This is a genomic window from Flavobacterium araucananum (assembly GCF_002222055.1).
GTDB classification, from domain to species: Bacteria; Bacteroidota; Bacteroidia; order Flavobacteriales; family Flavobacteriaceae; genus Flavobacterium; species Flavobacterium araucananum.
Window position 1 is genome coordinate 128,042 of record NZ_MUGS01000021.1, and the last position, 21,048, is coordinate 149,089.

The 21,048-nt window shown below is 36.3% G+C and carries 17 protein-coding genes; 9 read left to right on the forward strand and 8 right to left on the reverse strand.

Going from position 1 to position 21,048, the window contains the following annotated elements:
• The first annotated feature begins 19 nt into the window (after positions 1 to 19).
• A complete protein-coding gene (locus tag B0A64_RS12890) occupies positions 20 to 469 on the forward strand; it encodes a GyrI-like domain-containing protein (protein WP_089479928.1) in 450 nt (149 codons plus the stop codon).
• A 55-nt stretch (positions 470 to 524) separates the two neighbouring features.
• Here B0A64_RS12890 and B0A64_RS12895 read toward each other — a convergent pair whose 3' ends face one another.
• Together B0A64_RS12895 and B0A64_RS12900 are read right to left on the reverse strand one after the other, a co-directional pair.
• On the reverse strand, positions 525 to 2,585 hold the full coding sequence (locus tag B0A64_RS12895) for a M13 family metallopeptidase (protein ID WP_089479929.1): 2,061 nt from the start codon (positions 2,583 to 2,585) through the stop codon (positions 525 to 527).
• 216 nt (positions 2,586 to 2,801) lie between these two features.
• Complete coding sequence (locus B0A64_RS12900; RefSeq protein ID WP_089479930.1) at positions 2,802 to 4,862, reverse strand: M13 family metallopeptidase; 2,061 nt, start codon at positions 4,860 to 4,862, stop codon at positions 2,802 to 2,804.
• Between the two features lie 202 nt (positions 4,863 to 5,064).
• Between B0A64_RS12900 and B0A64_RS12905 the strand changes: the two genes are divergently transcribed.
• The 5 genes from B0A64_RS12905 (at position 5,065) to B0A64_RS12925 (ending at position 9,311) form a co-directional block, all read left to right on the forward strand.
• Positions 5,065 to 5,982, forward strand: coding sequence for a DMT family transporter (locus tag B0A64_RS12905; RefSeq protein WP_089479931.1), 918 nt, complete (start codon positions 5,065 to 5,067; stop codon positions 5,980 to 5,982).
• Between the two features lie 92 nt (positions 5,983 to 6,074).
• Positions 6,075 to 6,740, forward strand: coding sequence for an SCO family protein (locus tag B0A64_RS12910; RefSeq protein WP_089479932.1), 666 nt, complete (start codon positions 6,075 to 6,077; stop codon positions 6,738 to 6,740).
• A 103-nt stretch (positions 6,741 to 6,843) separates the two neighbouring features.
• A complete protein-coding gene (locus B0A64_RS12915) occupies positions 6,844 to 7,083 on the forward strand; it encodes a FeoA family protein (protein WP_089479933.1) in 240 nt (79 codons plus the stop codon).
• Positions 7,083 to 9,182, forward strand: a complete 2,100-nt coding sequence (gene feoB, locus B0A64_RS12920; protein ID WP_089479934.1) for a ferrous iron transport protein B — start codon at positions 7,083 to 7,085, stop codon at positions 9,180 to 9,182. Before B0A64_RS12915 ends, feoB begins: the two co-directional genes overlap by 1 nt.
• Before the next feature lie 6 nt (positions 9,183 to 9,188).
• Positions 9,189 to 9,311 carry a FeoB-associated Cys-rich membrane protein gene (locus tag B0A64_RS12925; protein ID WP_317045004.1) on the forward strand — a complete coding sequence of 41 codons (123 nt, stop codon included), beginning with the start codon at positions 9,189 to 9,191 and terminating at the stop codon, positions 9,309 to 9,311.
• 153 nt (positions 9,312 to 9,464) lie between these two features.
• On the opposite strand, the gene B0A64_RS12930 is transcribed toward B0A64_RS12925, so the two are convergent.
• Genes B0A64_RS12930 through B0A64_RS12940 form a run of 3 tightly spaced genes read right to left on the reverse strand, consistent with a single transcriptional unit; the run spans position 9,465 to position 14,360 of the window.
• The gene (locus B0A64_RS12930) at positions 9,465 to 11,888 is read right to left on the reverse strand and encodes a TonB-dependent receptor domain-containing protein (protein WP_089479936.1); all 2,424 of its coding nucleotides are present in this window, start codon (positions 11,886 to 11,888) and stop codon (positions 9,465 to 9,467) included.
• Positions 11,869 to 13,236: an HTTM domain-containing protein gene (locus tag B0A64_RS12935; protein ID WP_089479937.1), complete on the reverse strand. Its 1,368-nt coding sequence runs from the start codon at positions 13,234 to 13,236 to the stop codon at positions 11,869 to 11,871. The genes B0A64_RS12930 and B0A64_RS12935 overlap by 20 nt, the downstream gene beginning before the upstream one ends.
• A gap of 2 nt (positions 13,237 to 13,238) precedes the next feature.
• Positions 13,239 to 14,360, reverse strand: coding sequence for an imelysin family protein (locus B0A64_RS12940; protein WP_089479938.1), 1,122 nt, complete (start codon positions 14,358 to 14,360; stop codon positions 13,239 to 13,241).
• A gap of 129 nt (positions 14,361 to 14,489) precedes the next feature.
• On the opposite strand from B0A64_RS12940, the gene B0A64_RS12945 reads away from it, so the two are divergent.
• Positions 14,490 to 15,665 carry an imelysin family protein gene (locus B0A64_RS12945; RefSeq protein WP_089479939.1) on the forward strand — a complete coding sequence of 392 codons (1,176 nt, stop codon included), beginning with the start codon at positions 14,490 to 14,492 and terminating at the stop codon, positions 15,663 to 15,665.
• A 63-nt stretch (positions 15,666 to 15,728) separates the two neighbouring features.
• The gene (locus B0A64_RS12950) at positions 15,729 to 17,126 is read left to right on the forward strand and encodes a di-heme oxidoreductase family protein (RefSeq protein WP_089479940.1); all 1,398 of its coding nucleotides are present in this window, start codon (positions 15,729 to 15,731) and stop codon (positions 17,124 to 17,126) included.
• A gap of 219 nt (positions 17,127 to 17,345) precedes the next feature.
• On the opposite strand, the gene B0A64_RS12955 is transcribed toward B0A64_RS12950, so the two are convergent.
• From B0A64_RS12955 to B0A64_RS12965, 3 genes are all read right to left on the reverse strand, one after another.
• Positions 17,346 to 17,999, reverse strand: coding sequence for an HD domain-containing protein (locus tag B0A64_RS12955; protein WP_089479941.1), 654 nt, complete (start codon positions 17,997 to 17,999; stop codon positions 17,346 to 17,348).
• A 224-nt stretch (positions 18,000 to 18,223) separates the two neighbouring features.
• Positions 18,224 to 19,216, reverse strand: coding sequence for an acyl-ACP desaturase (locus B0A64_RS12960; RefSeq protein ID WP_089479942.1), 993 nt, complete (start codon positions 19,214 to 19,216; stop codon positions 18,224 to 18,226).
• Positions 19,217 to 19,270: 54 nt separating this feature from the next.
• Positions 19,271 to 20,011, reverse strand: a complete 741-nt coding sequence (locus B0A64_RS12965) for a lysophospholipid acyltransferase family protein (RefSeq protein WP_089479977.1) — start codon at positions 20,009 to 20,011, stop codon at positions 19,271 to 19,273.
• Positions 20,012 to 20,624: 613 nt separating this feature from the next.
• Here B0A64_RS12965 and rnpA point away from each other — a divergent pair.
• A complete protein-coding gene (gene rnpA / locus B0A64_RS12970) occupies positions 20,625 to 21,029 on the forward strand; it encodes a ribonuclease P protein component (protein WP_089479943.1) in 405 nt (134 codons plus the stop codon).
• The last annotated feature ends 19 nt before the right edge of the window (positions 21,030 to 21,048 follow it).

Sequence of the window (21,048 nt, forward strand, 5' to 3'; positions counted from 1 at the left end):
TAACAAAAATGAAATAAAAATGATCATTCAAAAATTCAGCGTAATTGGTATTTCTGTTAGAACTACAAACGAAAATGGAAAGTCTGGAGAAGATATTCCGGCACTTTGGAACAAATTTATGAGCGAAGAAATTCAGCATAAAATCCCAAACACAGTCTCCCCGGATATTTTTTGTATCTATACGGATTATGAAAAAGATCATACGAAACCGTATACTACGATTTTGGGCTGTAAGGTCGAAAACTTAGATTTTATACCACAAGGAATGACAGGAAAAACAATTGAAAGCGCAGATTATGAGCAATTGATTGCCAAAGGAAATTTATCTGAAGGTGTTGTTTACAATAAATGGCTGGAAATTTGGAACTCAGACCTCAACAGAAGTTTTACAGCAGATTTTGAAGTTTATGGCGAGAAAGCCCAAAACCCGGAAAATGCAGCAATAGAAATATTCATTGCGGTTCGATAAGGCATAAAAACAAAAAGGGCGCTAAAATTAGCGCCCTTTTTTATGGTTTTAGATCTTACCAGATTTTAACTCTCTTATCAGGATCAACATACATTTTGTCTCCTTTTTTAATATCGAAAGCTTGGTAAAAAGCATCTACGTTCTGGATTGGAACAACTGCTCTGTACATTCCAGGTGAGTGCGGATCCGTTTTAACCTGACTTTTGATTGCTTCATCTCTTGATTTTGTTCTCCAAACGGTAGCCCAGGAAATAAAGAAACGTTGCTCTGGTGTAAATCCGTCAATTAAGCCCGGATTACCGTTTGCTTTCAAATACAACTGCAATCCGTCGTAAGCGGCATTAATACCACCTAAATCACCAATATTTTCACCTAAAGTAAATTTACCATCTACGTGAATTCCTGGCAAAGGCTCTAAAGCACTGTATTGATCTGCCAAAGCAGTACCAAGAGTTGTAAATTGTTTTAAATCGTCTGCAGTCCACCAATCCACAAGATTTCCGTCTGCATTGTAACGTGCACCTGAATCATCAAAACCATGAGAAATCTCGTGACCAATTACAGCACCAATTCCACCATAATTAACAGCTTCGTCTGCCTGATAATTATAGAAAGGAGGTTGCAAGATAGCCGCCGGGAAAACAATTTCGTTGTAAGACGGGTTAAAGTAAGCATTTACAGTTTGTGGAGACATTCCCCACTCTGTTTTATCAACCGGTTTACCCAATTTTGCTATGTTCTCTGCATACGCCCATTTTGCTATATTTTTTGAATTATCAAAATAAGTTCCGCCTTCATTCACATTTTTAAGCTCTAAAGCTGAGTAGTCTTTCCATTTATCAGGGTATCCAATTTTAATGGTCAGTTTTTTCAATTTTTCAATTGCTTTTGCTTTTGTTGGTGCAGACATCCATGCCAATGCATTGATTCTGTTTTCATACGCCAACATAACATTTGCGATCATTTTCTTTGCTTTATCTTTTGCTTCAGCAGGGAATAATTTCTCTACATACAATTTTCCTAAAGCTTCTCCGGTTGCACCATTGATTACCTGCAAGGCAACTTCGTTACGTGGACGTTGTTTTAATGCTCCTGTTAATGTTTTTCCGTAAAAATCAAAATTAGCATTTTCAATATCTGTGCTTAAAGTTGCAGCAGTTCTGTTCAATAACGACCATTTTAGATATTCTTTCCAAGCCTCAACTTTATTTTCAGAAAGTGTTTTTTCTAAAGCGATCATATAACGCGGTTGTGCTACGTTGACTGTATCTACTTTTGACATTCCAACTCCTGCGAAATATTTATCCCATTGAATTGAGGGTGTATTCTTTTTTAAATCAGCAACAGCCGTTGGATTGTATTGTTTTCTACGATCTCTGCGTTCCACACGGTCTAATCTTGGAGCAGACAATTCAACTTCTAAAGCCAGGATTTGTTTTGCACTTTCTTTTGCTTTTGCCGGAGTTTCTCCAATAAACTGTAACATTCTGGCAACGTGTACTTCATACTTTTCACGTTTTTCTTTAGAATCTTTGTCATCAGCATTGTAATAATCCTTATCTGATAATCCTAAACCTCCGGGACCTAAGTTTACAGAGTTTTTATTACTGTTTTTTGCATCAGCTGAAACGTAAACTCCAAAAAAACCAATACCACCTTGTGGTTGCATTTCGATAAAGAAATTTTGTAAATCGGTTACGTTTTTAATCGCATCAATTTTCTTTAAGTAAGGCTGAAGTGGTTTTACACCATTTTTATTACGCCCAACAGTGTCCATGATCGTATTGAACAAAGCAATTGCTTTACCCTGATCTGTATTCGATTTATACTTTGGGTCTTTTGATGCTTCTTTTAAGATTGCAAGTGCATCATTATCAGTTTTCTGACGTAATTCATTGAAACTTCCCCATGAATTTCTATCACTTGGAATTTCAGTTTTTTCTAACCATGTTCCGTTTACGTAACGAAAAAAATCATCCTTTGGACTCACTTTGGTATCCATGTTAGAAACATTGATTCCCGGTTCTTTTGGTTTTGCATTTTGAGCCTGAACTGCCGTGACGGTGATCATTGCAGAAACCACACAAAACATAGGTTTTCTTAGTTGTTTAATCATTTTTATTTATAGTTTTTAGTATATACACAAACATATTGCAATTATTTCATATTCTATGTTAAATTTTTTAAATAATTAATTGCCGGATTAGCGTCTGATTATAAGTTCTATGTGCCGTAAAAGCTACTTTAAAAGTTAAACTTATGCACTGATTCTTCCCATTATAAAACAAAAAACGACGCTCAATCAGCGCCGTTTTTTTTATGGTTGTCTCTCTTACCAGATTTTTACTCTTTTATCTGGTTCAATATACATTTTATCTCCTTTTTTAATTCCAAAAGCATTATAAAACGCATCTACGTTCTGGATTGGTACAACAGCTCTGTACATTCCAGGAGAATGCGGATCTGTTTTTACCTGATTTTTAAGGGCTTCGTCTCTGGTTTTTGTTCTCCAAACGGTAGCCCAGGAAATAAAGAAACGTTGCTCTGGTGTAAATCCGTCAATTAAGCCCGGATTTCCGTGTGCTTTAAGATACAATTGCAAACCATCATAAGCCGCATTAATACCACCTAAGTCACCAATGTTTTCTCCTAAAGTAAATTTACCGTCTACATGAATTCCCGGCAAAGGCTCCAAGGCACTGTATTGATCTGCCAAAGCAGTACCAAGGGCAGTAAATTGTTTTAAGTCGTCTGCAGTCCACCAGTCTACCAGATTTCCATCTGCATTGTAACGTGCTCCTGAATCATCAAAACCATGAGAAATCTCATGACCAATTACAGCACCAATTCCACCATAATTTACGGCTTCGTCTGCTTGATAATTATAAAACGGGGGTTGCAGGATTGCTGCAGGAAATACAATTTCGTTATACGACGGATTGTAATAGGCATTTACAGTTTGTGGCGACATACCCCACTCTGTTTTATCAACCGGTTTTTTTAGTTTTTCAATTCCTTTTTTAAAATTCCATTTGTTCAGGTTACGGGCATTATCAAAATAACTACCACCTTCGGCTACACTTTTAATTTCAAGTGCCGAATAATCTTTCCATTTATCCGGATACCCCACTTTTATCGTAATCTTATTTAATTTTTCGATTGCTTTAACTTTAGTGGCAGCAGACATCCAGGTCAAATTGTTGATTCGGTTTTTATACGCCAGAATCACATTATGAATCATATCGACTGCTTTGGTCTTTGCTTCGGCAGGAAATACTTTTTCTACATATAATTTACCCAATGCTTCACCAACAGTATTGTTTACAACCTGTAATGCTTTGTCTTCACGTGGTAATTGTTTGATCGCTCCTTTTAAGGTTTTGCTGTAAAAATCAAAACTAGCTGTTTCGATATCTGTTGATAATTTTGTAGAAACGGTGTTTAGCAAATCCCATTTTAGGTATTCTTTCCACTGTGCTACTTTGTTCTCCGTAAAAATAGTTTGCAAAGCTTTCATATACTTAGGCTCCATAACTACCACTGTATCCAACTTGGCTAAACCAAGACCGGTAAAATAGGCCTCCCACTTAATTGCCGGTGTTAATTTTTGAAGTTGGGCAATGGTCATTGGGTTATATTGCAAACGACTGTCTCTGCTTTCGACACGATTTAATCTTGGTTTGGACAATTGAGTTTCTAAAGCCAAAATTCCTGCGGCACTTTGTTTTGCTTTCTCAGGCGATTCACCAATAAACTGCAACATCTTTGCTACATGAAGCTCATATTTTGCACGTTTTTCTTTAGAATCCTTATCTTCAGCTGTATAATAATCTTTGTCCGGCAATCCCAGTCTGCTTACGCCAAGACTTACAGAATTTTTAGAACTGTTTTTTTCATCAGCTCCAACATATATCCCAAAAAAACCGGAACTACTTTCCTGCTCTGTTTCAATCAGATATTTTTGAAGATCTGCAACGTTTTTAATCGCATCAATCTTTTTAAAGTAAGGTGCCAAAGGTGCAATTCCTGCTTTATTTCTTCCAACAGTGTCTAATATCGTCGAGAATAGATTAACCGCTTTACCCTGATCTGTATCTGATTTATATTTGGGGTTTTTTGAAGCTTCTTTCAGGATAGACATTGCGTCTTTGTCTGTTTTCTTGATCAATTCATTAAAACTTCCCCATGTTGTACGATCACTTGGAATTTCGGTTTTACTAAGCCAGCTTCCGTTTACGTATTGAAAAAAGTCCTGACTTGGACTAATTGCAGTATTCATGTATGAAACATTAATACCCGGTTCTTTTGAAGTTGCATTTTGAGCTTTGACAGCTGTAAATGAAACCGCTACAAAAAAGGCGCAGCTTAAAGGTCTGCTAAGTTGTTTTTTCATTTATATTTAATTTTCTGGTCCTAATACAAACGTATTCCTATTATTTGAAAAGCTATGTTAAAATTTTTGAAATAATCGTAAAAAAACGATTATACTATTATCGATAATAGAAATCATCGAATATTTTCATGTATTTAAACTTAGTTTTTTACGGATTATTAAAATTGTTTTTAGAATATTTGTCAATCAAAATACAGTCAAAATGAGAGCCAAAATTCAGAGTGCCGTTTCCGGAAAAATTGATGCCATTGGTCTTCCAATTTTGGCTTTGTGCTGGGTGAGTTTTTTTTGGGGAACAACCTGGCTCGCTTCAAAAGAAGGGGTAAAACACATGCCTGCTTTGCAATTGGCAACGATTCGTCAGGTTTTAGGCGGCATACTTTATGTGGGTTATTTTATTCTGAAAAAAGAACCATGGCCTAAAGGCAAACAATGGCGTACTATAATAATTTTAAGTATTTTGAATTTTGCGCTCAGTAATGGCTTAAGTACGTGGGGTGTAAAATACATCAGCAGCGGATTGGGCGCTATTATTAGTGCTCTTTTCCCGATTTGGATTATTATCATTAACTTTTTTAACGGACTGAAAATTGCAAAAATGGCTTTACTGGGTATTCTAATCAGTTTTGGCGGAATTTGCATTATTTTCATTGATTATATTTCCGACTTCCTGAATCCTGAGTTTCAATTCGGAATTGTTTTAATGACGGCATCAACGATAAGCTGGGCATTTGGAATTTTGGAAACTAAGAAACAAGCCGTAAATTTTAATCCCTATTTCAGTTTAGGATTACAGATGCTTATTTCTAGTGTTTTTCTGTTTGGAATTACAGAGGCTTCCGGCACAAATATTCCGTTAAGCACTATACCTTTGGCTTCCTGGTGGGCGATTGGGTATTTGGTACTTATAGGTTCTGTCCTGACTTTTATCGCTTTTATTTATACGCTGCAACATCTTCCAACAGAAATAAGCAGCATATATGTGTACATCAATCCAATTGTGGCAATGGTTTTAGGTTCTTTTATTTTTGGAGAAACTTTGACCCGGGCAATTGTCATTGGCGCAGTAGTAACATTAATAGGTTTGTATCTGGTCAATAAAACGATCCGGAAAAAATAACTTAGCTTTCCTGAATCTGTTACATTGTTAAAAACCACCTGCAACTAGCATTTTAAAATGCTCTTTTTGTATTTTTGCGCCAAATTGTTTTTATGAAATCTCTTCTCTACAAATACCGCAAATTCTTTATTGTTCTAATTGTATTTTCGGCGGTCACTATATCCTTATTTTATTCGGCTTTAAAACCACAAAAAACATTACCTTTTTTCAATCCTGCCGATGTAAATCCTGAATTGGTCGACAGTACGATTCAGTACAAAAGCAAATACCATACGATTGCTGATTTTAAATTTGTAAACCAGAACGGCGATACGATTACGCAAAAAAACTACGAAGGAAAAATTTATGTTGCCGACTTTTTCTTTACGACTTGTGGTTCTATTTGTCCCAAAATGACAACGAATCTGGAGGACGTTCAAAAAGCGATCTTGAACAACCCTAAAGTAATGCTACTTTCTCACACTGTTTTTCCTGAGGCAGACAGTATTCCGGTTCTTAAAGAATATGCGATAAAACATCATGTTGTCGACAGCAAATGGAATCTGGTTACAGGCGATAAAAAAGAAATCTACACAATGGCAAGAAAATCTTATCTGGCCGTAAAGTTGGGTCGACCGGATCAATTGTATGATATGGTGCACACAGAGAATTTTGTTTTGGTAGATCAAAAACGACGTGTTCGTGGTTTTTATGACGGAACAAACAAAGAGGAAATCAAACGCCTTATCGAAGACATTAATTTCTTGTGTCAGGAGTAAAATCCCTTATTTTTAGAAACATTTAGCATTTAGAAAAGTGTTAAATGCCTTTAAATAAAGAATAATTGCCTATTTTTGCAATCTAAATTCAATCTAAATAAGCTTGCGAAATACAATCCATACCCTGAAAAAAGGCGAGAAAGCCATTATCAAAGATTTTGATATCGATTTGATTCCTTTAAAGTTATTAGAGATGGGTTGTTTGCCGGGCAACTTGGTCGAATTGCTTCAAATTGCTCCTTTTGGAGATCCGTTATATTTGGATATTAATGGTTCGCATGTAGCCATTCGTATCGAAACGGCTCGTGAAATTGAAGTTGAACTTATCAAAACCAATTTGTAATGAGCCTTCAAACTATTAATGTTGCCCTTATTGGGAATCCTAATACAGGAAAAACTTCTGTTTTTAATCAGCTTACGGGTTTAAATCAACAAGTAGGGAATTATCCCGGAATTACAGTTGAGAAAAAAATGGGGTTTTGCAAATTACCGCAAAATATAAAAGCAAATATTCTGGATCTGCCCGGAACCTATAGTCTGAACGCAAGTTCTATGGACGAAAGTGTGGTCATTGAACTTTTGCTGAATAAAAATGACAAATTATATCCGGATGTGGCAGTTGTAGTAACAGATGTTGAGAATCTGAAACGAAATTTACTGATTTACACTCAAATAAAAGACCTTGAAATTCCGACGATCTTAGTAATCAATATGTCTGATCGTATGGAAAGTAAAGGAATTACCTTAGACATTCCGTATCTTGAAGAAAAGCTAAAAACCAAAATTGCTTTGGTAAGCTCCCGCAAAGGTTTAGGCATTGATGAATTGAAAGAATTAATTGTCTCCTACAAAACCATTCCGCATGAGTCTTGCTTAAACTCGTCTGTTATTGACGCAGCGTATTTTGAGAGTTTGCAAAAAGCATTTCCAAACCAATTGTTATACAAATTATGGTTGGTGATCACGCAAGATGTAAACTTTTCGAATTTAGACCGAAATGAAATCAGAAGTACGTTTACCAAATCGCATTCAGAACTAAAACGTTTACAGCAAAAAGAAACCATAAAAAGGTATCAATTTATAAACGATGTTCTAAAAGGAGGTTTGCAAATCGATGCATCGATGGCAAAAGACATACGAGCAAAACTGGATCGTGTTTTAACCCACAAAGTTTGGGGTTATGTCATTTTCTTAGCGATCTTGTTTCTCATTTTTCAATCTATCTTTAGTTGGTCAACTATCCCAATGGATTTTATAGACAGTACTTTTGCTTCTTTAAGCAGCTGGGTTGCAAAAGAATTACCAAGTGGGATTCTGACAGATTTGCTTTCGCAGGGAATCGTACCCGGAATAGGTGGTGTTATTATCTTTATTCCTCAAATTTCCTTTTTGTTTTTGTTTATTTCTATTCTGGAAGAAAGTGGTTATATGAGTCGTGTGGTATTCCTGATGGACAAAATCATGCGCAAGTTTGGACTTTCCGGAAAGAGTGTGGTGCCTTTAATTTCAGGAACTGCCTGTGCAATTCCGGCAATTATGGCAACCCGAAACATCGAAAACTGGAAAGAACGTTTGATTACCATTCTGGTAACGCCGTTTACTACCTGTTCTGCACGATTACCTGTTTATACTATTATTATCTCATTGGTAATCCCTAACGAACGCCTTTTTGGATTTTTAAACCTACAGGGACTGGCGTTGATGTTGTTGTATTTGTTAGGTTTTGGAACTGCGATTCTATCTGCTTATATCTTAAACAAAATATTGAAATTTAGCTCAAAAACATATTTTGTTGTGGAAATGCCAAGTTACAAATTGCCTCTTTTTAAGAACGTAGCAATTAATGTTGTCGAAAAAACCAAGGCCTTTGTTGTTGGAGCAGGTAAAATCATTCTGGCGATATCGGTTATATTATGGTTTTTAGCTTCATACGGTCCCGGAAAAGATTTTAACGAGGCCGAAACCATCGTAAAAGAAAGATTTGTTGACACGCCTCTGGATGAAACAACTTTTGAAAACGAAGTGGCTTCTCAAAAATTAGAAAATTCGTATATCGGGATTATGGGTAAAGCCATTGAGCCTGCCATTTCGCCTTTGGGTTACGATTGGAAAATAGGAATTGCGATTATCAGTTCGTTTGCTGCCCGTGAAGTGTTCGTAGGAACTCTTGCAACGATTTACAGCGTGGGAAGCAGCGATAATGAAGCCACTATAAAAAGCAAAATGCAGGAAGAAATAAATCCGGAAACGGGTCATAAGATTTTTAATTTTGCATCCGGAATTTCTTTGCTTTTGTTTTATGCCTTTGCCATGCAATGTGCAAGTACACTGGCTATTACCAAAAAAGAAACGAACTCCTGGAAATGGCCTGCCATGCAACTGGTTCTTATGAGTGGTCTTGCCTATTTTGTAGCGCTTTTTGCGTATCAACTTTTAAAATAAACAATCATGGTACAAGAAATTATTGCCTTTGTCCTATTATTTATCGCTGTTGGTTTTTTGATCAAAAAGTTCTTTTGGAAATCTAAAAAGAAAAAAGACTGCGGCGACGGGAACTGCGGGTGTTCGTAAGAGGAAGGTACAAAGGTGCTGAGGTTTTAGTATTGGAACTTTAATTCTACGGCAAACACTTGATGATTTTTTGACTTAAAATATAAAAAAAGGACGTACCGAAAAATTCAGTACGTCCTTTTTTTATGCAGATGAAATTATAATTCCGTGATTTTAAAACACAAATTCGAGTGTTGTATAAAACATTCTGGTGTCTGATGGTATAATTCCGGGACCGGGATAACCTGTTGCTCTGCGTGTAAAGTATTTGTTATCTGTAAAATTGGTTACTCCGGCTTCTAATTTCCAGTTTTTCCATTTGTATGAAGATGAAAAATCGGCTACATAATAAGTGGGTATTTTTCCGGCAATACCATTGCTTATCGAGTTTGAGCCCACATCCTGATTGGTTGCATCTGTAAATTGCGATGTTACATACGTAAGCTGAATACTGGACATAAAATTTTTATAACCCACACTCGTTCCGGTTTTGATATTAAAAAGTGGCACAAATTCGACCTTATTCCCTTTTACTCCGGGGGCTTCAGATTTTAAATAATCAGAATCTGTAAGGGCAACGTTAGAAAAAACGTTCCAACTCAGGTTAGGATTTGCTTCAAAGAAGGTTTTATTCAGGCTCCAGTCAATCATGGTTTCAAAACCATAGGTAATTGCTGTACCAATATTATCTCTTAAAATAATTGGTCTGCCCTGACTCTCTGTCCAGTACTCTCCAATTTTATCATTGTAGTACAAAGCATAGATACTGGAATCGAACCTGATTTTGTCGTTTATCTGGCCACGAATTCCAATATCTGAGGTAAAACCTTTTTCGTCTGTAATATCGGCTGAAATCGCATAACTGGAATAAACAGTTCTCAGATCACTATAGGTTACAGAGCGATAGTTTTGCGAAATGTTTCCGTAAAACTCAATTCCGTTTTGTGGTTTATAGCTTAATCCTACTCCAAACAAAAAGAAATCTCTTTTTTTGACATTGTTTTCGGCAACGGTTTCATCTAAAATAACGTTTCCGGCATTGTCGAGATTAATTTTTCTGTAGGTTCCGTTTGCTTGTGTTTTGATGTTTTCATATCGAAATCCAGGTGTAATCGATAATTTTTCAGTTATTTTGAAGATATTTTCTCCAAAAACCGAAAAATTCAGGTTTGGATATTTATAGCTGGACTGATTTGGATCTTGTGGAAACTCGGCTGTAGCTAAATTAAAATCAGCATCACTTCCTGAACTTCCCGGACCTTGAATTCCGGTATTTTGTGCCTGATAATATTTGGCACCAATCAGGAAAGCATTCGAATTTCCGTTGATCGAATATTTTTTAAGGTATCGTGCTTCGGCTCCCCAATTGACAAAATCACCAACGATTAAATCACGAACTCCTCCGGGATCGGGTAAATCGACACGGTTTGGGCGAAATCCTACGGTTTTACGGCTGGCATCCAGACCAAATAACTGCAAAGAGAAATCGGCATCATTATCAAAATGATGTTTTAATCGCAAGGCAAATAAATTCCAGTTTACAGCAAACCAATTACGGGTTCTGTTGCTTTGTGCTGGATCCTGATCAAACATCTGATCTGTTAACCCGCCTGCTTGCTGGGCTAAATAATCAAAATGGGTATAATCAAAATGCAGGGAAGTTTTATCGGTAAACTGGTAATTGACGTTGGCAAAATAGTTCTTGCTTTCAAAATCTGAATTGGGACGAAACCCATTTCCTTTTTTATAATTAAAGAAAGTATAGTAACTAAACTTTCCTTTTGTACCGCTTAAACTCGAAAAATTGGTATACAATCCGTAGGAACCTATTGTGTTTCGGGTCAAAAATTCGATTGGTTTTTTACTCGGGCTTTTAATTTTAAAATTAACTAAACCGCCAAATTGGGTTCCGTATTGCAAAGAAGCTGCACCGCGCACAATCTGAATTTCTTCGAGAGATTCTGTTGGCGTTGCATAATAACTTTCAGGATATCCCAGAACATCGGCGCTAATATCGTAACCGTTTTGGCGTGTATTAAAATTAGCCGTTCGGTTTGGGTCCAGACCACGACCTCCAATACTCAATTGCAATCCTCCATCAGAACTTTCGTTAATGGTTAAACCTACGACCTGACCATAAATCTGGCGGGCATTGTTTGTGGCTTTATTGGCGGTAAGTTTGTCTAACTGGATTACTTCGGTTTTTTTTCCGGCATAAATTGCGGTTTCTTCAATGTCTTTTAGTTTATGTAACGCAAATAGTTTCTCTCTTTCGTTTTTGACTACCACTTCAGAAAGGTTGGTAATCTTGTTTAGGGTAACGGTAATATCTGAGGCGGGCGCTGAGATTTCCTGCTCTAAAATGGAAAAATTGTCTTTGTAAAAAACAAAAGTATAGGTTCCTGAATTAGAAACGGCAAGATCAAAGGCACCCTCTTTGTTGGTTACTGTTTTATTTCCGTTTGCTTTGTTGTAAACGGCAACATAGGATAGTTTCTCACCTGATTCTCCTACTACAACTCCTGAAATATGAGTTTGAGAAAAGGCATTTAGTGAAAACAATACGAATAAAAGACAGCTAAAATCCTTTAATTTCATCGTTAAAAGGTAAAATCCAGGTTTTGTGTTGGAATGATTCATTTTCTTTTGCGAGGTTTATGTTTTGGTCTATATAAAGTTTGCTCAATCTTCCGTTGAGTGCGACGTAGCTTTCTACGCGGACTTCGGGATCATTAACGCCTTGTTTTTGATAATAATCGTGTAAAAAATGGGCATATTCCAGTATAAAATCGGGTTGAAATGCCATTTGTTTTTCTTGAAAAGCAGTGAGAAAATGACCATTGTTTACTTTTATCTGATTTTTTGTTTTACTGTCTGTAACAGTAAATTGGGTATAACCGGCTTTTTCCATCAACATTACGCGCCATGAAAACCTAAAACCTTCTTCGGTCCAGAATAATTCTCCGGGATATAGTAAATAACGAAATGGAAATGTGAGTTGAAAAACTACGAAGCAAACCAAAACCGCCATCCTGGCTTTATAAAACCCGGTAAAGGATGTTTGCTTTTCTATTTGGTTTTCGAATATATTCGCATCAAAACGAAATAATCCGGCGATGTAGCTGAGGCATTTTTTATGAAAATTACTTTCAAAAAACAGCAAAGAACTGACGATCATTACATACGGAAAAACGCCTATTGGGAATAAGATCTTGGTTAATACATGAAAAAAAACAACCAGAACAAAGGCAAATGTTCGGGTTCGTTTGTAAAGCAGTAAAAACGGAATGCTCAAATCATAAATCATTCCGCTCCAGCTAAAGGCAAAATGTACCCAGTTTTCGTTTAGGAAATTTCCAATTACGGGAAGATTATGATTGACAGGAAGCCAAATTTTTAATGGCATTGCTTTGAATAACCAGTCTGAATTGATCTTTGCCAAACCTGCATAGAAATAAACAATTGCTAAAAGAAGTTTTAAAATATCTGTTGTCCAACGCGGAATTTTCTGAAAGGCTATTTTTGGATTTCGATAGGCATCTACTGAAAAATAAGCATTGGCCGGCAAAAAAATAAGTACAAAACTAATGATCGAAATAAAATAATAATGATTGAGATATGTGGTTTTATCCATGAGCTCAATATAGGTAAAACTAAGGAAAAAAAGCACTGATGCAACTTTGTAGCGATAACCAACTGCAATACCTATTGATGAGATTCCAGCTACCACAAATAGCAGGTAAGTGGGCGTCCCGAAAGGCTTTACCCATTCGAAGCCATAATACGTAAAATGAAAAAGAGGCTCGATATAGAACTTTTCTACCCAGTTGTAACTCATAAAACGAATTAAACTAAGGCCCATCATAAAACCAAACGCCAGCCTAAAAAAAGCTAGCGTTGCGGCATTTGTATTCGTTTCTAAATATTTTATAATGTTATTTTTCATTATTAATCTCCATCGCCATCTACATAATCAATTGTTATGTTTAGTGCCTGCAACATATCCAGTTTGGTATAAATTACATTTTTCTGCAAGACATTATAAGCGTTGATGACCTTGGTGTTATCTGTGTTAATCTGATCTGCCAGGCTCACATTTAAATCATTGTTTGCTGTAAAAACCGCATCATATTGTGTGTTAATTAATTCGCTTAATTTTTTACCGTCACGCACTGCATTTACAAAATCCAAATAGGTTTTTAAACTTTCGCCTGTGGTTGCGGATGCGAAGTATTTTCCGTTAAAAAAATCCTGAGATGCTTTTATTGAGATGTTTAGCAATTCTCTTGAAACATTTCCTTTGTATAAAGCTTCTGTTTTCTCCGGAAATTTTACGCCATTTGAGGCCAATCCTGCCGGAATTCCCAGTTTTACGGTACGAATATCTTTTTCGAGGTTTTTTACAAAATTATTGGTCGTAACATTTACAGCTCCGGTTACAGATGTTCCGGTATTGGCAACATAGGTGTTTCTATATCCGCCCGTTTTCCAGTCGGTCACTACTGCATCAATAGTAGATTTTAGTTTGGCGGTTACATCTGTCAGGTACTTTTTGTAGTTTGCTGCTTTGGCATTTGTAGTATAAAAGGTTACGATTGTAACATCATCTGTACTTAAACCATTTAGTAAATAATCTAAAGCCGGTAAACCTTGTTTCGAGTATTGTGCCTGCAAACTTAAGTTGTAAGTTCCGGAAGTTACATTGTCTTCGATACCTGTTGTACTTGTTGGGTAGGTATTGGCAATTTCTTTAAAATTAATATCTAAAGCTTTTCCAAAACCATAGATTCCAACATATTGATATGCTTTATAGGCTTCGTACCAGCTTGCTCTTAGTGTTTGCAAATTGGCTGTCGTAGGGGTTGTTGTAAATGTTGTAGCGTCTGTAGAGAGCGTTGCTACTTTGATCTGATAATTTTCGTAACCCGGAATAATAATATTATCGGCCCAATTGGCTAAAAGTGCTGCACGATCATAATTTTTGCTTCCTGAATTATCTCCACCACTATCTCCTGACGAACAAGAAATTACAGTTATTATTAGACCTAAAAAGAAAATTATTTTTTTCATTTTGACGTTTATTTCGACAAAAGTACAAAAGCGGAAGAAACTAATGTATATTTATTCTAAATAAAATCTATTGGAAACAAGAATTTCTTACTTTTGCCAAAATTTAATTATTCTAAATAAACCCAAGATATGAAAAACCTATATTCAAAAGTTGCTTTTGTAGCATTTGCAGGACTAACTTTTTTTGCTTGTAACAGCAACGATGACAACGAATCGTCTACTGTAACTAAAAAACAAGTTATTACTAATTATGCTGATATTGTTTCTGCTAATTACCAAAAATCTTATGATGATGCTGTGCTTTTAGAGACTGCAATCAAAACGTTTACAACAACTCCTACTGATGCTAATTTTACTGCTGCAAAAACAGCCTGGAAAAACTCAAGAGAGAGTTATGGCACTACAGAGGCTTTTCGTTTTGCCAACGGACCAATTGATGGGGATGACAACGGACCGGAAGGTTTATTGAACTCATGGCCATTGGATGAAAACTTTATCGATTATGTTGATGGTGCTGCAAATGCAGGAATCATTAATGACTTAACAGATTATCCAACGATAAACAAAACTGTTCTTCAAGGTCTTAACGAAGATGGTGGCGAAAAAAACATTAGTGTTGGATATCACGCTATTGAGTTTTTATTATGGGGACAAGATCTAACGGCTCCATCGGCAAAATTGCCCGGACAAAGAAAATATACTGATTATGTTACGGGTGCCGGTGGTACTGCTGCAAACCAGGCGAGAAGAGCGGCTTACTTAAATGTTTGTGCTGATTTACTGACTGATAATTTGGATTATTTAGTACAACAATGGAAATCTGGTGGTGCTTACAGAACGAAGTTCCTTGCTTTGCCGGAAACTGAAGCGCTTAAAAATATTTATTTAGGTATTACAACTCTTGTTACTGCCGAGTTGCCTATTGAGCGTATGGAAGTGGCTCTTGAAAATGCTGATCAGGAAGATGAACATTCTTGTTTTAGTGATAATACACACAGAGATATTGCTTTAAACCTGCAAGGTGTTATCAATGTTTACCAAGGAAAATATGGTTCTATTGACGGGCCTTCTTTAGAAGATTTGGTAAAACAATCTGATGTTACAGCTTATACTGATACTCAGACTTCTATAAGTGCTTCTACTACTAAAGTTGCTGCAATATTGATTCCGTTTGACCTGGCTATTTCTGGCGGACCGGATTCTGTAGAGGGTGCAAAAGTAAAAACTGCTGTACAACAATTACTTAACCTTGGTGCCAACTTATTAGCAGGTGCTGCAAAAATTGGAATTACTGTAAACGGTTAATTGATATAATAAAAATTTAAACAAAAGTGTTCCTTTGCGGGAGCACTTTTTCAGCATAATACCATGAAGAATTTTACCACTTATTTTCTTGTTATTCTGAGTCTTAACTTCTATAGTTGTAGCAATAGTGATGATAATTATACACCACTAACTGCTGAAGACCGGGAACAATTTTCTGGAGGGGACGCTACTGTTTTTAATGTTAGCGAGGAAGCGTTTGGTTTTTCGATTGCCTCTCTGAATTTAGACGAACAAACAGATTTTGGCGTAGGTAATTCTTTTTTCAGGCAAAGCTGGGTTTCGGCACCTTCTTCGACAACTGCGCGTGATGGCTTAGGTCCTTTTTTTAATGCGGTTTCTTGTGCAAGTTGTCATTTTAAAGACGGCCGCGGAAGAGCTCCTTTATTTGATGGGGAATTGGGCAAAGGGCTTCTTTTACGTTTTTCGCTGGCGGGACAAGATGCTAACGGGCTTGCTTTTCCGGATCCGGTTTATGGTGGTCAGTTGCAGGATAATAGTATTTTAGGACAAACTCCGGAAGGCCAGTTCACGATTAGCTACCAAAAAGTTACAGAAACCTATGCTGACGGAACGGTTGTTACGTTGCAAAAACCTATTTATACGGTTACTAATTTAGGTTATGGACCGCTGGCAAATGTTCAGGTTTCGCCAAGGGTTGCCAATCAAATTATTGGTTTAGGATTGCTCGAAGCTATTCCTGAAAGTACTATTCTGGCTCTTGCCGATGAAAACGATGCAAATAAGGACGGGATTTCCGGAAAACCAAATTATGTTCATGATTTTGCAACAAACACAACACAATTGGGTCGTTTTGGCTGGAAATCTAATCAGCCTAATGTGCGCCAGCAAGTGGCGAGTGCGTTGTCTGGGGATATGGGAATTACTTCGACTTTGTTCCCGAACGAAAGCGGCCCTTTTGGTGTAGATTTAACGACGATACCAAATGGCGGAACTCCGGAAATCTCAGAGATTAACTTGAACCGAATGGCTTTGTATTCTCAAACATTAGCGGTTCCTGCCAGAAGAAATTATACGGATCAAAATGTACTGAAAGGCAAAAAGACGTTTGAAACCATACAATGTACCAGTTGTCATATTGCTAAAATTCAAACCGGAAATACGCATGCGATAACATCACTTCGCAATCAAACGATTCGTCCGTATACGGATTTATTGTTGCACGATATGGGAGAAGGTTTAGCAGATAATGCGACGGATTTTAAAGCATCGGGGTCTGAATGGAGAACGCAACCGTTGTGGGGAATTGGTTTGATAAAAATGGTAAACGGTCACACGAGTTTATTGCATGACGGAAGAGCACGAAATATTGAGGAAGCAATTTTATGGCATGGCGGCGAAGCTCAAAATGCTAAAGACAAATACAAGAAACTGTCCAAAGAAGATCGGGATGATTTACTGACTTTTATTGAATCTCTTTAAGTCGCAGTCGCAGTATTCAGTTTATAGTTTACAGTTTTTAGTTTTCAGTTTTTAGTTTTCAGTTTTTGAACTAAATACATAAAAAATAATCCCAAAAGATTTTAAAATCTTTTGGGATTATTTTTTGATTTTCAACCGAGACTGAGACCGAGACTGAGACTGAGAACTGAGACTGAAGACTGAGACTGAAGACTGAGACTGAAAACTGAGACTGAAAACTTACTTCACCCCTTCCCACTCTGCATAAAACCGGGCCAGGAATAATTCCATAAAATGATGTCTTTCGGCAGCGATTTGTTTTCCGGTTTCGGTATTCATTTTGTCTTTTAGAAGTAAAAGCTTTTCGTAAAAATGATTTATCGTTGGGGCATTATTCTTTTTGTATTCTTCTTTTGTCATATTGGTTATTGGCGCAATTTCAGGATCATACAGGGTTCTGTTTTTAAAACCTCCATAATTAAACGCTCTTGCTACTCCAATTGCTCCAATTGCGTCTAAACGATCTGCGTCCTGAACGATATCTAATTCTACAGACGAGAACTTCTTTTCGAAATTTCCGCCTTTGTACGAGATGTTTTCGATGATGTTTACCACATGCTGAATAATCTCTTCTGAAACACTTTGTTGTTCTAAAAACAAACGCGCTGTTTCAGGCCCAATGGTTTCATCTCCGTTATGAAATTTACTGTCTGCAATATCATGAAGCAAAGCGCCTAATTGCACCACAAGCAAATCGCATTGTGTGCCTTTTGCAATAAGCAATGCATTTTTATAAACTCGTTCGATATGAAACCAATCGTGTCCACCTTCGGCATCGTTTAGTTTTTCTTTTACAAAGGCAATGGTCTTGTCAATAAGTTCAGAGTTATTCATAATTATATGTATTATTTTGCGCTAAAAAAAGTAACGCAGTTTTTGCAGCTTAAATCAGGTTCTTATTAATACGTTTCTTATTAAGAGTGTTTGGTTCAAATAAAAATGTTGATTGTCGAAGTTTTAAGGCTTCAACAATCAACAATATATTGTAAATTCTTCAATATCAAGATCAAAAATCAATTACAAAATCAATCTAAAATCTAAAATCGAAACTCTGAAATCTATAATCTCGCAGGTTCAACCCATTTAAAGATATGTGATTCTTGCGGAATTACTAATCTCTCTGAAATTCTTGCCATACGTCCCGGCAATTTCATTAGGTAATCACGTGCTTTTTCTGCTTCATCTGTTAAATTAGAGATTTTATCAATTTCCCATTTATCGATTAATTTTTGCATGATATCTACATAATCGTTTGCTGTGTAAACTCCAATACGTTGTGCAGAATCAGAGAATTGCTCAAAAGCAGAACTTATCTTTTGTCCTGACTCTCTTAAGAAGTGCGCCGGCATTACGATTTTTTGTTTCATCATATATTGAAACGCTAACATCATCTCGCTTGGATCTACTGCAAAAATACGGGTAACAAATTCGCTGTATGCATGGTGATGACGCATTTCGTCTCCTGCAATCATTTTACACATTTTAGACAACTTGTTATCACCAAATTTCTTAGCCATTTGTGCTACTCTATTGTGGGAAACATACGTTGCTAATTCCTGGAAACTGGTATATACAAAGTTTTTGTATGGGTCAGATCCTGTTCCAATATCAAAACCATCGTTGATCAGGTGCTGTGTTGTCATTTCGATTTCACGCATGTTCACACGACCGGACAAATACAAGTACTTGTTTAATAAATCTCCGTGTCGGTTTTCTTCTCCAGTCCATTGTCTGATCCATTTAGACCAGCCATTTCCACCATTTTCTACCTGATTTATTCCTTCTACATCCATTAACCACGATTCATACGTTGGCAAAGCTTCTTCGGTGATGGTATCTCCTACAAGCGTTACCCAGAAATCGTATGGCAATTCTTTAGCTATCTCACGTAGCTCTTTTACCTCCTCAAAGAAATTATCTCCTTCAGAATTAGGCAAAAAGTCTGACGGCTGCCAAATTTTTTCCACTGGAATTAAATACTGTTCTACGAAGCTATCCACGTTTTTTTCCAAAAACTGCATTACTTCTAATCTAATGTTTTTTATAGACATTACTTATTTTAGATTTGGGATTCTTGGTTCAGTTTAATTTCTGAAATCAAAAATCTATTTATACTCGTTTACTCCTTCTACGACTGCCTTCTCTGTCATCGCCATTAAATCGGCAAAACTATAGTCTTTTACGGCCAAAGCCTTATGAGCTGTAAAGGTAAGGCGATTTCCTAAACCTACAGGAAAAAAACCATATTTTACCATTTTCCATGAATTGTTGATACTCACTGGTACTATATACGCAGAAGGTGCGTATTTGCATAGTATTTTTACACCATTTTGAGCAAATTCTTTGGGGTTTCCTGTTTTACTGCGCGTTCCCTCAGGAAAAATAACGGCAGATCTGTTGTATTTCTCAATATATTCAGACAAACCTTTGATTGCCGGAATCGCTTGTTTTGGGTCTTTACGGTCAATTAGCACTGATCCGCCATGTTTTAAATTATAGGATACACTCGGGATTCCGCTGCCTAACTCTTTCTTGCTTACAAATTTACAATGAAATCGTCTAAAATACCAAATCATAGCAATGATATCATACATACTTTGATGGTTAGATACAAAAATAATTGGAACTCCGGTTGGAATATTTTCCCTGTTTTCGATTTTATAAGTCGTTCCTACGAGGTTTGTACATCGCAGCAGGCAAAAATTTAAATAATCGACACTTTTTTTATGAGCCTGATAGCCAAAAACATTTAGGCAAATCCACTGTATTGGATGAAATACTAGCAAACACAAACTAAAAACTAAGTAGTAGATTACTGATATTGGATAAGAAATTATTTTTTGCATGCTTAAAAAATTAATGCCCAAAAGTAATAAATAAATTTTTAGCGGTATAAAAATTATATAACTATCAACAAATACAAGTGTTAAAGAAAAATTGGCTCTCAAAACCACACCTTTTTGTACGAATTATATTGATTCTCCTATTTTACACTCGTTGATTTAAGTGTCCACCGGGACAACATATTTATAAAAGATAATGATTTGATAAAACAAAACCAATCGGGATAAAATAATTGGCAATAAAAAGAAAACAAGATATCGCTCCGATGGAGCTTTTTATACAAAAACCTTCAAAATTGCTATAAATATTGCGCTCCGATGGAGCTTTTATACAAAAACCTTCAAAAATGCTATAAATATTACGCTCCGATGGAGCTTTTTATCCAAAATCTTCAAAATTGCTATAAATATTGCGCTGCGATGGAGCTTTTATACAAAAACCTTCAAAAATGCTATAAATATTACGCTCCGATGGAGCTTTTATACAAAAACCTTCAAAAATGCTATAAATATTGCGCTCTTAAGGAGCTTTTATTGAAACTTTTTATGAATCTGTCTTGGCATTTATAATACAATTGTACCTTTGCTCCTAAAAATTGCAATTTTTTCTAAATTAATGAACTTCACTTATCCCAAAAAAGAACGCTTAAAGAGCAAAACGATAATTGGCTTGCTGTTTTCTGAAGGAAAATCGGTATCAAAATATCCATTGCGTTTGGTTTACTGTCCGGCGGAAGTTGATGCAGACGAAAAAATAAAAATGGGTGTTTCAGTTTCTAAGAAATATTTTAAACGAGCGGTTGATCGCAATTACTTCAAGCGTGTTTTAAGAGAAACCTATCGATTGAACAAACATTTGCTTTTAGATCATGTTCAGGAGCCCTTTTCTGTGATGTTTTTTTATCAAACTAAAGACAAACTATCTTACAATGAAATCAATACCAAAACGATTCAGTTGTTTGAGAAATTCCTGCTACAGGTAAACAAAACTCCAGATTCTGATACTAAAACGGAACTGTAATTATCTATCTTCAACTTAA

Excerpts from the sequence above, each read along its gene's own strand:
- B0A64_RS12910 (WP_089479932.1), top strand. The coding sequence starts at position 6,075 with ATGAAATCTCTTCTCTACAAATACCGCAAATTCTTTATTGTTCTAATT.
- B0A64_RS12895 (WP_089479929.1), bottom strand. The coding sequence starts at position 2,585 with ATGATTAAACAACTAAGAAAACCTATGTTTTGTGTGGTTTCTGCAATG.
- rnpA (WP_089479943.1), top strand. The coding sequence starts at position 20,625 with ATGAACTTCACTTATCCCAAAAAAGAACGCTTAAAGAGCAAAACGATA.
- B0A64_RS12925 (WP_317045004.1), top strand. The coding sequence starts at position 9,189 with ATGGTACAAGAAATTATTGCCTTTGTCCTATTATTTATCGCTGTTGGT.
- B0A64_RS12890 (WP_089479928.1), top strand. The coding sequence starts at position 20 with ATGATCATTCAAAAATTCAGCGTAATTGGTATTTCTGTTAGAACTACA.
- B0A64_RS12900 (WP_089479930.1), bottom strand. The coding sequence starts at position 4,862 with ATGAAAAAACAACTTAGCAGACCTTTAAGCTGCGCCTTTTTTGTAGCG.
- B0A64_RS12955 (WP_089479941.1), bottom strand. The coding sequence starts at position 17,999 with ATGAATAACTCTGAACTTATTGACAAGACCATTGCCTTTGTAAAAGAA.
- feoB (WP_089479934.1), top strand. The coding sequence starts at position 7,083 with ATGAGCCTTCAAACTATTAATGTTGCCCTTATTGGGAATCCTAATACA.
- B0A64_RS12950 (WP_089479940.1), top strand. The coding sequence starts at position 15,729 with ATGAAGAATTTTACCACTTATTTTCTTGTTATTCTGAGTCTTAACTTC.
- B0A64_RS12960 (WP_089479942.1), bottom strand. The coding sequence starts at position 19,216 with ATGTCTATAAAAAACATTAGATTAGAAGTAATGCAGTTTTTGGAAAAA.
- B0A64_RS12905 (WP_089479931.1), top strand. The coding sequence starts at position 5,065 with ATGAGAGCCAAAATTCAGAGTGCCGTTTCCGGAAAAATTGATGCCATT.
- B0A64_RS12940 (WP_089479938.1), bottom strand. The coding sequence starts at position 14,360 with ATGAAAAAAATAATTTTCTTTTTAGGTCTAATAATAACTGTAATTTCT.
- B0A64_RS12935 (WP_089479937.1), bottom strand. The coding sequence starts at position 13,236 with ATGAAAAATAACATTATAAAATATTTAGAAACGAATACAAATGCCGCA.
- B0A64_RS12930 (WP_089479936.1), bottom strand. The coding sequence starts at position 11,888 with ATGAAATTAAAGGATTTTAGCTGTCTTTTATTCGTATTGTTTTCACTA.
- B0A64_RS12945 (WP_089479939.1), top strand. The coding sequence starts at position 14,490 with ATGAAAAACCTATATTCAAAAGTTGCTTTTGTAGCATTTGCAGGACTA.
- B0A64_RS12965 (WP_089479977.1), bottom strand. The coding sequence starts at position 20,011 with ATGCAAAAAATAATTTCTTATCCAATATCAGTAATCTACTACTTAGTT.